The sequence below is a fragment of the Pseudomonas sp. LBUM1659 genome, assembly GCF_059716045.1.
Map to the genome: position 1 here is coordinate 1,913,755 of NZ_CP166797.1, position 12,249 is coordinate 1,926,003.

Annotated in this window: 11 protein-coding genes; 6 read left to right on the forward strand and 5 right to left on the reverse strand. The window is 58.5% G+C overall.

Annotation, left to right across the window (positions count from 1 at the left end):
* The first annotated feature begins 40 nt into the window (after window positions 1-40).
* A complete protein-coding gene (locus ACA048_RS08705) occupies window positions 41-796 on the forward strand; it encodes a spermidine synthase (RefSeq protein WP_497628770.1) in 756 nt (251 codons plus the stop codon).
* Window positions 797-861: 65 nt separating this feature from the next.
* On the opposite strand, the gene ACA048_RS08710 is transcribed toward ACA048_RS08705, so the two are convergent.
* Entirely contained in the window at window positions 862-1,653 is a 792-nt protein-coding gene (locus tag ACA048_RS08710; protein WP_497628771.1) for a crotonase/enoyl-CoA hydratase family protein, read from the reverse strand.
* A 421-nt stretch (window positions 1,654-2,074) separates the two neighbouring features.
* Here ACA048_RS08710 and ACA048_RS08715 point away from each other — a divergent pair, with 421 nt between their 5' ends.
* Window positions 2,075-3,748: a DEAD/DEAH box helicase gene (locus ACA048_RS08715; RefSeq protein ID WP_007943712.1), complete on the forward strand. Its 1,674-nt coding sequence runs from the start codon at window positions 2,075-2,077 to the stop codon at window positions 3,746-3,748.
* 114 nt (window positions 3,749-3,862) lie between these two features.
* Here ACA048_RS08715 and ACA048_RS08720 read toward each other — a convergent pair whose 3' ends face one another.
* Window positions 3,863-4,630: a DODA-type extradiol aromatic ring-opening family dioxygenase gene (locus ACA048_RS08720; RefSeq protein WP_497628772.1), complete on the reverse strand. Its 768-nt coding sequence runs from the start codon at window positions 4,628-4,630 to the stop codon at window positions 3,863-3,865.
* 103 nt (window positions 4,631-4,733) lie between these two features.
* On the opposite strand from ACA048_RS08720, the gene ACA048_RS08725 reads away from it, so the two are divergent.
* Window positions 4,734-5,390, forward strand: coding sequence for a thiopurine S-methyltransferase (locus ACA048_RS08725; RefSeq protein WP_497628773.1), 657 nt, complete (start codon window positions 4,734-4,736; stop codon window positions 5,388-5,390).
* A gap of 194 nt (window positions 5,391-5,584) precedes the next feature.
* On the opposite strand, the gene htpX is transcribed toward ACA048_RS08725, so the two are convergent.
* Both htpX and ACA048_RS08735 read right to left on the reverse strand, forming a co-directional pair.
* Window positions 5,585-6,475 (reverse strand): protease HtpX, encoded by an 891-nt coding sequence (gene htpX, locus ACA048_RS08730; RefSeq protein WP_027925729.1) that lies wholly within the window; start codon window positions 6,473-6,475, stop codon window positions 5,585-5,587.
* Window positions 6,476-6,793: 318 nt separating this feature from the next.
* Entirely contained in the window at window positions 6,794-8,005 is a 1,212-nt protein-coding gene (locus ACA048_RS08735) for a pyridoxal phosphate-dependent aminotransferase (protein ID WP_007943708.1), read from the reverse strand.
* Between the two features lie 226 nt (window positions 8,006-8,231).
* Here ACA048_RS08735 and msrB point away from each other — a divergent pair, with 226 nt between their 5' ends.
* The 3 genes from msrB (at window position 8,232) to ACA048_RS08750 (ending at window position 9,893) form a co-directional block, all read left to right on the forward strand.
* Window positions 8,232-8,627 (forward strand): peptide-methionine (R)-S-oxide reductase MsrB, encoded by a 396-nt coding sequence (gene msrB, locus ACA048_RS08740; protein ID WP_497628774.1) that lies wholly within the window; start codon window positions 8,232-8,234, stop codon window positions 8,625-8,627.
* Window positions 8,628-8,949: 322 nt separating this feature from the next.
* Window positions 8,950-9,435: a glutathione peroxidase gene (locus ACA048_RS08745; protein WP_431761485.1), complete on the forward strand. Its 486-nt coding sequence runs from the start codon at window positions 8,950-8,952 to the stop codon at window positions 9,433-9,435.
* On the forward strand, window positions 9,432-9,893 hold the full coding sequence (locus ACA048_RS08750; RefSeq protein WP_497628775.1) for a MarR family winged helix-turn-helix transcriptional regulator: 462 nt from the start codon (window positions 9,432-9,434) through the stop codon (window positions 9,891-9,893). Before ACA048_RS08745 ends, ACA048_RS08750 begins: the two co-directional genes overlap by 4 nt.
* On the opposite strand, the gene ACA048_RS08755 is transcribed toward ACA048_RS08750, so the two are convergent.
* Window positions 9,877-12,198 (reverse strand): hybrid sensor histidine kinase/response regulator, encoded by a 2,322-nt coding sequence (locus ACA048_RS08755; RefSeq protein ID WP_497628776.1) that lies wholly within the window; start codon window positions 12,196-12,198, stop codon window positions 9,877-9,879. The genes ACA048_RS08750 and ACA048_RS08755 overlap by 17 nt on opposite strands.
* Window positions 12,199-12,249 lie beyond the last annotated feature (51 nt).

The window sequence follows — 12,249 nt, forward strand, 5'->3', positions numbered from 1 at the left end:
TGTTTATCACATGCCGGCGCGGCAACGATCAGGAGACGAAATGACTGAGGAGCGCGTCGAGCATCTGCTCGCCGAGGTACAGGATGAGTTCGGCGTGATACGCGTGCTGGAAGTGGCCGATTACCGTTTTCTGGAGTTCGGCGATGCCATCGAGCAAAGCTGCGTCTTTACCGCTGATCCGAGCTGGCTCGAGTACGACTATACCCGGGCGATGCTGATCGGTGCGCTGTGTCACGAGCAGCCGGAAAGCGCGCTGTTTCTGGGGCTTGGCGCGGGAACGCTGACCCAGGCATGCCTGAAGTTCCTGCCGCTGGAAGACGTCGAAGCGATTGAATTGCGCCCCGACGTACCGCGTCTGGCCATTGAATACCTCGGGCTGGATGACGATCCTCGGCTGTATATCCGCGTCGGTGATGCGCTAGAGCTACTCGATACCGCTGAGCCGGCGGACCTGATCTTCGTCGACCTTTATACCGATGTCGGGCCGGGTGTCGGGCATCTAGCCTGGAGCTTTCTGGAAAACTGTCAGAAACGCCTGAATCCGGGTGGCTGGCTGGTGATCAACCAATGGGCCACCGATGATGGCAAACCGTTGGGTGCCGCGTTGTTGCGTGGGCTTTATCACCGGCATTACTGGGAGCTGCCGGTGAAGGAGGGCAATGTAATTCTGATCGTGCCTTCGGAGCTGGCTCAGGAACTGGACATGGACGGGCTTATCGCTCGCGCTGAAGGGCTGGCGCCGCGATTGGGGTATTCGTTGCAGTCGTTGATCAAGGCGATTCGCCCGGCGACTTAGTTTGGGGTGACTGTTCGGGCCCCTTCGCGAGCAAGTCGAAGGGGCCATTAAAGCCAACACAGATCTCAGATCCCTTTGAAATCCCCTGGCCGCTTTTCGACCATCGACCGCACCCCCTCCTTGGCATCCTCACTCGCCATCAACTTTTTCACCAGTGGCGGCAACGCCTGCGCGGCCGCGGTTTCCCCTTCATAACGCGCCTGTCGCGCAGACATCAGCGTCGCCTGCACTCCCAGCGGCGCCTGGCTGGCAATCCGTTCGGCCAATTCAATTGCTCGTGGCAGCAGATCCTCGCTGGCCATGACTTCCTGGACCAATCCCAGATGCAACGCTTCATGCGCATCGAACTCGTCACCGGTCAGCAGCCAGCGCATCGCATTACCCCAGCCAGCCACCTGGTGCAGACGCAATGTCGCGCCGCCAAACGGGAAAATACCGCGCTGGACTTCTTTCTGGGCGAATCGGGTATTGCTGGCGCACAGGTTGATGTCAGCGGCCAACATCAACTCGATGCCGATGGTCAGGCAGTAGCCCTGCGCGGCCACAATCACCGGTTTGCTAACTCGGGGGCCGGCAAAAACACCCCACGGATCGCAGCCCCCCGGCGGTGCTTGCCAGCCTTCGGCCAATGCCGTGCTGGCGCTGACCAGATCGAGCCCAGCGGTGAAATGTTCGCCATGGCCGAACACCACCGCGACCCGCGCGTCGATGTCAGCCTCGAACTCGCCATAGGCCAGACTCAGTTCGTTGAGCAGCTCAAGGTCGAAGGCATTGCGCTTGGCCACCCGATCCAGGCCGATCATCAGGACATGACCGTGTCGTTCGCGGGTGACACGACTGCAAGCGGGCTGATTCATGGGGCAATTCCTCAGGCGGGAAGGGGGTGTCAGACCGCAGGCCTGCCTGATAACGATGAACCGTTTTAGCTTCATCGCCAGCAGGGCCGGGCTTTTGAAAAATAGACCCTCACACGAATATCCGCAAAGGCTGTGACACAACCGTGAATCTGGGGTTTTTCCGACAAATAATGCTCCCTTTTTGGGCGAATTCCGGTATAGTGCGCGCCGGCCTTTAACCGGGCCGCGTTTAGGTAGCGCAATTCCCCGAAGTCAGCTTCGGCTGCACGTCCGCACAGCGGACTCTCCCTTGACGAATCTTTTTCATTCATTCGTTTTCGCAAATCCCCGCCGACAAAGCAGCCAGGGCGACTCTTGAGTCTTACACGGCATGCGCAGCTTTGGAGCATGGGTCTTTGCGGATGCACTTAGAGGCAGACCCATGACCCAGGAAACCGGCGGCTTCGCCGCTTTTAATCTTAATCCGAATATCCTTGCAGCCGTCATTGCGACTGGCTACGAAGAGCCTTCGGCTATTCAGCAGCAATCGATCCCGATCATCATGGCCGGCCACGACATGATTGGCCAAGCGCAAACCGGTACCGGTAAAACCGCCGCGTTCGCCCTGCCGATCCTGCATCGCATCGATCCTGCCAAGCGCGAGCCGCAAGCCCTGATCCTGGCGCCAACCCGTGAGTTGGCGCTGCAAGTAGCAACCGCTTTCGAAACCTACGCCAAGCAAATGCCGGGCGTTACCGTTGTGGCCGTTTACGGCGGCGCCCCTATGGGTCCACAACTGAAAGCAATCCGTAATGGCGCACAGATCGTTGTCGCCACTCCGGGCCGTCTGTGCGACCACCTGCGTCGTGACGAAAAAGTCCTGGCTACCGTGAACCACCTGGTCCTCGACGAAGCGGACGAAATGCTCAAGCTGGGTTTCATGGACGACCTCGAAGTCATCTTCAAGGCACTGCCTGCAACCCGTCAGACCGTATTGTTCTCGGCCACCCTGCCGCAGTCGATCCGTGCCATTGCCGAACGCCATCTGCGCGATCCGCAACACGTGAAGATCCAGACCAAGACTCAGACCGTTACCGCGATCGAACAGGCTCACCTGTTGGTTCACGCTGACCAGAAGACCTCGGCTGTATTGAGCCTGCTGGAAGTGGAAGATTTCGACGCCCTGATCATGTTCGTGCGCACCAAGCAAGCGACCCTGGACCTGGCCAGTGCCCTGGAAGCCAAAGGCTACAAAGCCGCTGCGCTGAACGGTGACATTGCTCAGAACCAGCGTGAGCGCGTGATCGAATCCCTCAAGGATGGCCGTCTGGACATCGTTGTGGCGACCGACGTTGCTGCTCGTGGCCTGGACGTTCCGCGTATCACTCACGTGTTCAACGTTGATATGCCGTACGATCCGGAATCCTACGTTCACCGTATCGGCCGTACCGGCCGTGCCGGTCGCGAAGGTCGTGCACTGCTGCTGGTGACTCCGCGTGAGCGCCGCATGCTGCAAGTGATCGAGCGTGTAACCGGTCAAAAAGTTGCCGAAGTTCGCCTGCCGGACGCTCAGGCCGTTCTCGATGCCCGCATCAAGAAACTGACCAACAGCCTGTCGCCGCTGGTTGCCGATGCCGAATCGACTCACGGTGATCTGCTGGATCGCCTGACTGCCGACATCGGTTGCACCCCGCGTGCACTGGCGGCTGCTCTGCTGCGCAAGGCAACCAACGCTCAGGCGCTGACCCTGGCTGCGATCGAGAAAGAACGTCCATTGGTGCCGAACAACGCACCGCGTGGCGATCGTCCAGAGCGTACCGGTGATCGTCCGGATCGTGGTGATCGTGAGCGTCGTGCTCCGGTCCCATTGGCCGAAGGTCGTGCTCGTTGCCGTACCGCGCTGGGAGCGCGTGATGGTATCGCGGCCAAGAACCTGCTGGGCGCTATCCTGAATGAAGGCGGTTTGGCTCGTGAAGCCATCGGCCGCATCCAGGTACGTGACAGCTTCAGCCTCGTCGAGCTGCCGGAAGATGGTCTGGAGAAGTTGCTGACCAAGCTGAAGGACACCCGCGTTGCTGGTAAGCAGCTGAAGCTGCGTCGCTATCGCGAAGATTGATCCGCTTTTGAGCTGATTGATCGCACATAAAAAATCCCCGACTGGTTCGGGGATTTTTTTTGCCTGCATTTTGTGCCTGGCTTGTTAACCGAAGGGGGTAACTCGGTCTACTGGTTAGCCAAAACGATAAATGTCCATGCCCAGCGCGCCCATGGTGAAACCCTGATGCGCAATGCTGAACTCACCCCCAGCCCCGCGAGCAAAGTACAAAGGCAGCAGATGCTCGTCGCTAGGGTGATTGCGTACGGCATTGGGCGCTTGCTGGCGATAATCGTGCAGCGCCGCTTCATCGTCGGCCGCGAGTTTCTCGATCATCCAGTCGCGGAATGATTTGGCCCAAGGCTCGACGCTTTCCGGGCCGGCGTGCCAGTCAAGTTCACGCAGGTTGTGCGTGATGCTGCCAGAGCCGATCAGCAATACGCCGTGCTCACGCAGGCTGGCCAAGGCATGGCCGACGCGGGTTTGCAAGGCAGGGCCGCCACGCGTGGGCAGCGAGACTTGCACAATGGGGATGTCGGCTTGCGGATACATCAATGTCAAAGGCACCCAGACACCGTGGTCGAACGGGCGCTTGGCATCGATGCGTGCTGGCAGATCGGCGGCCTTCAGTAACTCGACAACCTCTGCCGCCAATTGGGGATTGCCGGGTGCCGGGTATTGAACGTCGAACAACGCCTGCGCAAAGCCGCCGAAGTCGTGCCAGGTTTCCGGCTGGGGATTGCCGCTGACGAGTAGCTCATTGCTTTCCCAATGCGCGGATACAATCACGATGGCTTTTGGTTTCGGCAGTTCGGCGGCCAATCGAGCGAGGGCCGGCCCGCTGGCCCCCGGTTCCAGTGCCAACATGGGTGAGCCATGGGATATGTACAGGCTGGGGAACATGAAAGAGCTCCTGAGGGGTAAGATGGCGTCATCTTCAGTCAGATCATTGATCTAAATCTAATATAAGTTTTAGGGTCTTTTGATCGAATTTTCGGGATTAATTATGCAGCCGGAGTTTTGGCACAAACGATGGGCGTCGAATCAGATCGGCTTTCATCTGCCGGAGGTGAATCCTCATCTGCAGCGTTTCTGGCCACAATTGGGTCTGGAAGACGGCGCGCGCGTACTGGTGCCGCTGTGTGGAAAGAGTCTGGATTTGTTGTGGCTTGCACACGCAGGCCATGAGGTATTGGGCGTTGAGCTGTCGGAAAAAGCCATTGAGGATTTCTTCAATGAGCATCAGTTTGATCCTGACGTCAGTGAGCAAGGGCCTTTCAAGGTTTACCGCGCAGGATCAATCGAATTGTGGTGCGGTGATTTCTTCGAGTTGACGGCAGGCGATGTCGCTGATTGCAGTGCACTGTATGACCGCGCCGCGTTGATTGCCTTGCCGCCGAAAATGCGTGAGCAATACGCCGCGCACCTGAAGCGGATTTTGCCGAAGGAATCGCTGGGGTTGTTGATTACCCTGGACTATGACCAGCCGCAAATGGACGGCCCGCCGTTTGCCGTGCTGGATGATGAAGTGCAGCGGTTGTTCGGTGGATCGTGGGCACTGAAGATCCTGGAAGATCAGGACGTTCTGAGTGCGAGCGAGAAATTCCTGGAGGCGGGTGTCACTCGGCTTGAGGAACGGGTGTATCGGGTTTCCAGCCGTTAAGGTGTGATGAGTTTGCTTGCCCCTTCGCGAGCAGGCTCCCATAGTGGATCTATGGTGATCACAAATTGTGCAATCACTGAAGAGCTAATGTGGGAGCGAGCCTGCTCGCGATGGGGGCCCAAAGAGCACTGCATCAATCAAGCAAATAAAAAAGGCCCGCATCACTGTGGGCCTTCTTTTTTATTGCTGAACAATCAGCGCTGAAGTCGATGCAGCGCGTTGATACGCTCTTCCAGCGGTGGGTGGCTCATGAACATCCGGGCGAACCCTTGCTTGATGCCACCGTTGATGCCAAAGGCGTTCAGGGTGTCCGGCATGTGCACCGGCAGGCCCTGTTCGGCGCGCAGGCGTTGCAATGCGCCGATCATCGCGGCAGTACCGGCCAGGCGTGCACCGGCTTCGTCGGCCCGGAATTCACGCTTGCGCGAGAACCACATGACGATGGAGCTGGCCAGAATGCCCAGGACCAGTTCGGCGAAGATGGTTGCCACGTAGTAGGCAATACCCTGGCCTTCTTCGTTCTTGAAGATCACCTTGTCGACAAAGTTGCCGATGATCCGTGCGAAGAACATCACAAAGGTGTTCACCACGCCTTGAATCAACGCCAGGGTGACCATGTCGCCATTGGCCACGTGGCCAATTTCGTGAGCCAAAACGGCTTTTACTTCATCTGGCGAGAAACGCTCCAGCAAGCCTTGGCTAACCGCGACCAGTGCGTCGTTTTTGTTCCAGCCTGTGGCGAACGCGTTCGCCTCGTAGGCCGGGAAGATCCCGACTTCAGGCATCTTGATCCCTGCTTCCCGGGACAATTGCTCCACGGTTTGCAGCAGCCATTGCTCGTGACGGGTACGCGGCTGGGTGATGATCTGGGTGCTGGTGCTCATCTTCGCCATCCATTTGGAGATGAACAGCGAGAACAGCGAACCTGCAAAACCAAAGACCGCACAGAAAATCAGCAGCTGATTGAGGTTCAGATCAACCCCGTTGGCCGCCATGAACCCGTTGAAGCCGAAAAGGCTCAGGGTGATGCTGGCAATCAGCACGACCGCCAGGTTAGTGGCCAAAAACAGCAGGATGCGCATCATGGTTGTAGAAATCTCCTTTTGCTAAAGATGTAGCGTACTGCGGGGTATATAAGGTGATGCATCGGGCTATTCAACCGGGTGACTATTTCAAACTGTGTCCTACGGCAACAGTGTAGTCGCTTGCAGGGCATTTCCGACGCGGGCATGGGAAGTGTTTGACAGGCAAAGCGCCTGGCAAGCCCCCGTGGTTGTTGGGCGCGAGCACCGAACAAGTGAGCAGGCATGGCGTGAAACAAGGATGTACAGCAGGACGTAAAGATGTGTTGCTGAATTAATCGCCGTACGACTTTCTCAAAAAGTCGCACGGCAACAGACCCCTTACTGGCGGTAGGACTTGAGGAAGTTGCCGATCCGGCCGACGGCCATCTCCAGATCATCTACGCGCGGCAGGGTCACCACGCGGAAGTGGTCCGGCCAAGGCCAGTTGAAGGCTGTGCCCTGAACCACCAGTAACTTCTCGGAAAGCAGCAGGTCGAGCACGAACTTTTCATCGTTGTGAATCGGGCAGACTTTCGGGTCGATTCGCGGGAATGCATACAGTGCGCCCATCGGCTTGACGCAACTCACGCCCGGAATGTCGTTGAGCAGTTCCCAGGTGCGATTGCGCTGTTCCAGCAAGCGGCCCTGGGGCAGGACCAGGTCATTGATGCTCTGGTAGCCGCCCAGTGCGGTCTGGATCGCGTGCTGGCTCGGCACGTTGGCGCATAGGCGCATGTTGGCCAGCATGTCGATGCCTTCGATGTAGCTCTGCGCGTGATGCTTCGGGCCGGAGATGGCGATCCAGCCGGAACGGAAGCCCGCCACGCGATAGGACTTGGACAGACCGTTGAACGTCAGGCACAGCAGATCCGGGGCCAGGGAAGCGGTGCAGATGTGCACGGCGTCGTCGTACAGGATCTTGTCGTAGATCTCGTCGGAGAACACTACCAGGTTGTGCTGACGGGCCAGTTCCAGCATGCCCAGCAATACTTCCTTCGAATACACCGCGCCGGTCGGGTTGTTCGGGTTGATGATCACCAGAGCCTTGGTGTTCGGGGTGATCTTCGCCTTGATGTCAGCCAGGTCCGGCCACCAGTTGGCTTGCTCATCGCACAGGTAATGCACCGGATTGCCGCCCGACAGGCTGACCGCGGCCGTCCACAGCGGATAGTCCGGGGCCGGCACCAGCACTTCGTCGCCGTTGTTGAGCAGGGCCTGCATCGACATCACGATAAGCTCGGAAACGCCGTTGCCCAGGTAGATGTCTTCGATGCCGACGCCTTCAACCTGCTTCTGCTGGTAGTACTGCATCACGGCCTTGCGCGCGCTGAACAGGCCTTTGGAATCGCTATAGCCCTGGGCGGTCGGCAAATTGCGGATCACGTCCTGGAGGATTTCGTCCGGCGCTTCGAAACCAAAAGGCGCCGGGTTGCCAATGTTCAGCTTGAGGATGCGATGGCCTTCCTCTTCCAGGCGTTTGGCGTGCTTGAGCACTGGGCCGCGAATGTCGTAGCAGACGTTGGCGAGCTTGTTCGATTTGCTGACCTGCATGGCGATGTGTTCCCGAAAATGAACGATCCAGGCGGTGTATGAACTACCGTACTGGGAATCCTGCGTATTCACACAGGCCTGACGCCTTGAAATGCAGCACCCATAAATCCGTTTGAATGCGCGTGGTCTGGCTGCCAGACTGGCGTTTGACGAGGCGCAATCATACGTGCCGCCCGATCCGTGGAAAAGGTACAGATCGGGCTTTTTCAGCTGCTGAGGTGTGATGATGGAAAAGTTGGAAAAAACCCTGGAAGAATGGAAGGCGATGCTCGACCCGGAGCAGTACAACGTGTGCCGCCTCAAAGGCACCGAGCGACCGTTTTCCGGTAAATACAACGGCACCAAGACTGACGGTGTTTACCATTGCATCTGCTGCAACGAATCGCTGTTCGATTCAAAAACCAAATTTGACTCCGGCTGCGGCTGGCCGAGCTTCTACGCACCGATCGGCGACAGCGCGATGGTCGAGATCCGTGACGTCAGCCACGGCATGATCCGCACCGAAGTGGTCTGCGCCAAATGTGATGCACACCTTGGGCACGTGTTCCCGGATGGCCCGCCACCCACCGGTCTGCGTTATTGCATCAACTCGGTGTGTCTGGACCTGGTGCCGCGCGAGTAATGCGAGCCCTGTAGGAGCCCGGCTTGCCGGCGATGTCGATCTAAAGGACGCCATCGCCGGCAAGCCGTGCTCCTACAGCGATGTCGATCTAAAGGACGCCATCGCCGGCAAGCCGTGCTCCTACAGCGATGTCGATCTCAAGGACGCCATCGCAGGCAAGCCTGGGCTCCTACAGCGATGTCGATCTCAAGGACGCCATCGCCGGCAAGCCGTGCTACAGGGATTGTCGTGCCCCCCAATCAGTCAGATTGATTTATTAAATTGCACGCAATTCAATTGCTCGCTATGTTTGGCCTGTCTCCTTTTCCTAAGAGTCCAAGCCATGAGCGACAACCTGCTGAGCATTCCGTGCACCACCATAAAGGGTGAACAAAAGACCCTGGCTGATTTCGCCGGCAAAGCCGTGCTGGTGGTCAATACCGCGAGCAAGTGCGGCTTCACCCCGCAATACAAAGGTCTGGAAGAGTTGTGGCAAACCTACAAGGACCAAGGGCTGGTGGTCCTCGGCTTTCCGTGCAATCAGTTCGGCAAACAGGAACCCGGCAACGAAGGCGCCATTTCCGAGTTCTGCGAATTGAACTTCGGTGTCAGCTTCCCGCTGTTCAAAAAGATCGAAGTCAACGGTGCCGACGCCCATCCACTGTTCGTTCAGTTGAAAAAACGCGCACCGGGTGTACTGGGTTCGCAGGGCATCAAATGGAACTTCACCAAGTTCCTGATTGGCAAGGACGGTCAGTTGGTCAAGCGCTTCGCCCCGGCGACCAAGCCACAGGACCTGAGCCGCGAGATCGAAGCCCTGCTCAAATGAACACCATGTCCGTCGATTCCCTGAAGCTCGACAGTCAGCTCTGCTTCAAGCTGTACGCCGCTTCCCGGGCGGTGATTCGTGCCTACAAACCGATGCTCGAACAACTCGGCCTGACCTACCCGCAATACCTGGCCATGCTGGTGTTGTGGGAGTGGCAGGAGGCGGCCCCCGAGCAGCCAACGGTCAAGGCGTTGGGCGAACGCCTGGCGCTGGATTCCGGCACCTTGACGCCATTGCTCAAGCGACTTGAGCAATTGCAGCTGGTGCAGCGTCAGCGTTCGGCTCGCGATGAGCGTGAAGTGCACCTTAGCCTGTCTCCGTCCGGTAAGGCGTTGCGTGATCAGGTCGGCCCGCTCAAGACTCGGCTGTTGTGCGACAGCGGGGTGGATCTGGATCGTCTGAATGATCTGCGCGATGGCCTTGATCATTTGTTAGGGCAGATCAAAGCGCTGTCTTAGTCGCAATCCACACGTCAAGCAGGGCGGCCAGTTCTTCACGGCGCAAGGGCTTGACCAGGTAGTCGTTCATACCCGCCGCGCGGCAGCGTTCGCGTTCCTCGGACATCGCGTTGGCGGTCAGCGCGACGATGGGTAGCTGCGGCCAGCGCCCGCTGCGACGAATTTGCCGACTCGCTTCGTAGCCGTCCATTACCGGCATGTTGCAGTCCATCAACACCAGATCGAAGTCACTGTGCTCAAGCTGATCCAGCGCTTCGGCACCATGGGCGGCGACGATGACCTCACAGCCGAGTTTTCCCAGCATGCCCTTGGCCACCATTTGATTGACCGGGTTGTCCTCAACCAGCAATACGCGGCCACGCCGCTGGTGAGTCACGACTTCGACCCGCGCTCCGTTGATCATTGTGGTTTCCGGCTGCAAGACTCGCCGCAAGTTCTGGTATAGCGCATTGCGCGCCAGCGGTCGTGCCTGTTGCTGCAAGGGCGCGAGGGCGCTCACCTGTTCGCTGGGCATGAAGTTGCCATAAGCGGTTACCAACAGAATCGGTGCGGCGAGGGTGGGGCGCAGACCAAACAGGCATTCGGGGCAGTCGGTAATCAAGACATCAGGCTCAAGGCCCATCAACGAGTCATCCATGGAGCGCTGTTGATAGTCGAGTCCCCACGCGGGTAACAGGGTTTTCAGCAGTTCTGCAAGCCCGCTACTGGCGGCGGTAATCGCAACGACGTTGCCGGACAGCGGTGCCGGTGACATGGCGCGGGTGTGGGCGGGCAGAGGCAGGTCGGCGCAGAACTGGCTGCCGAAACCGGCTTCCGAGCTGATCGTCAGACGTCCCTGCATGGCTTCGCAGAGGTTATAGGTGAGGGCCAGGCCCAGCCCCGTACCGCCAAACTGCCGGGTAATACCGGCACCGGCCTGGGTAAACGGCTGGAAAATCTTGACCTGGGCATCCTGGGCGATCCCGATACCGGTATCGCAGACCTCGATTCTGACGCCCTCTGCGAACGTAGACAGACGTAAGTCGACCCGACCGAAGCGGGTGAATTTGAGCGCATTGGACAACAGATTACTGACGATCTGCCGCACTCGGGTCGGGTCCCCCAGCACCAGCGCCGGAAACTGCGGATCGATCAGGCACGTCAGCTCCACGCTCGGCGCCGCATTCTGGGACAACAGGTTGGCGGTGTCTTCGACCAACGAGCCAAGGTCGAAGGGAATGTGCTCGAGTTCAAGCTGACCGGCATCGAATTTCGACAGGTCGAGAATATCGTTGAGCAGCTCCACCAGCACTTTGCCAGAGTCATGAGCGATCGACAGTTGTTGCTGCTGCTCGGCAGTGAGCGGGCCGTCCAGCGACAGCGCGATCATCCCTAACAGGCCGTTGAGGGGCGTGCGTATTTCATGGCTCATGTTGGCCACAAACACCGAGCGAGCTTCGGCCATATCGATGGCGGTGGTGCGTGCGATTTCCAGCTCCCGATTGGATTGGCTGAGCCTGGCATTGGCTGCCTTGAGCTCAGCGGTACGCGTCGAGACGATGCTTTCCAGTTGACTGAGATAGTCGGTCAGGCGGTTCTCGGCGTTGCGTCGTTGATGGATTTCGGTGGCGGTGTTTTCGAATTGTTCGTTGGCGGCTTTGACCAGCACGCCGATTTCATCGTTTTCATGCCCCGGCGGGCATTCCACCCGGGTCGGCTCCACGCTACGCGGATCGCGGCCACTGAGTTCGCGAATGACCCGCACCAAGGGTTTGGTCAGCATCACGTAGAACAGCGCGAGCAGAATGCCTGTCAGGATCAGGCTTCGAGCGAAGCCGTTGAGCAGGGTCACTTCGGCCCGGCGCAGGAAGCGGCTACCGTAGGCGTAGGTATCGACTTCCAGTTGCAAGGTCCCGAGGGATTCGTTTGGCAGGTGATCGAGAAAGAGGCGGTCTTCGAAGTGCCGATGGGCGCCGAACAGGAAGTCGCTGATCACCCGATAATCGCTTTGCGTACCTGGACGCTTGACGCTGGCCAGCACGGTATTACGGTTATCGGTCAGTTCCGCGCTGATGATCGCCGGTGAGCGCAGCAGGCCCAGGGTCAGTTCCTGGGCGAGTTCGGCGTCGATGTTGTAGGCGATGCGCGAGGCGGGATTATGGCTGATTTCCAGCAAAGACCGTATTTCGCGGTTGATGGAGGCGTCTTCGCTGGCATAATCGATGCCTATTTGCAGCAGGCTGAGCAGCGTGCCCAGAATGAAACCGACCAGCACAGTAAGCTTGGCTTGCTTGTATGACAACCGGTGGGTGAATTTGATATCCATGGGGTGTTGAACCACTTCCGTTTTCTTTCGCTGCTCAAGCATAGTCGATCA

Coding starts and splice junctions, on each gene's coding strand:
- ACA048_RS08705 (WP_497628770.1), top strand. CDS start 41: ATGACTGAGGAGCGCGTCGAGCATCTGCTCGCCGAGGTACAGGATGAG.
- ACA048_RS08710 (WP_497628771.1), bottom strand. CDS start 1,653: ATGAATCAGCCCGCTTGCAGTCGTGTCACCCGCGAACGACACGGTCAT.
- ACA048_RS08715 (WP_007943712.1), top strand. CDS start 2,075: ATGACCCAGGAAACCGGCGGCTTCGCCGCTTTTAATCTTAATCCGAAT.
- ACA048_RS08720 (WP_497628772.1), bottom strand. CDS start 4,630: ATGTTCCCCAGCCTGTACATATCCCATGGCTCACCCATGTTGGCACTG.
- ACA048_RS08725 (WP_497628773.1), top strand. CDS start 4,734: ATGCAGCCGGAGTTTTGGCACAAACGATGGGCGTCGAATCAGATCGGC.
- htpX (WP_027925729.1), bottom strand. CDS start 6,475: ATGATGCGCATCCTGCTGTTTTTGGCCACTAACCTGGCGGTCGTGCTG.
- ACA048_RS08735 (WP_007943708.1), bottom strand. CDS start 8,005: ATGCAGGTCAGCAAATCGAACAAGCTCGCCAACGTCTGCTACGACATT.
- msrB (WP_497628774.1), top strand. CDS start 8,232: ATGGAAAAGTTGGAAAAAACCCTGGAAGAATGGAAGGCGATGCTCGAC.
- ACA048_RS08745 (WP_431761485.1), top strand. CDS start 8,950: ATGAGCGACAACCTGCTGAGCATTCCGTGCACCACCATAAAGGGTGAA.
- ACA048_RS08750 (WP_497628775.1), top strand. CDS start 9,432: ATGAACACCATGTCCGTCGATTCCCTGAAGCTCGACAGTCAGCTCTGC.
- ACA048_RS08755 (WP_497628776.1), bottom strand. CDS start 12,198: ATGGATATCAAATTCACCCACCGGTTGTCATACAAGCAAGCCAAGCTT.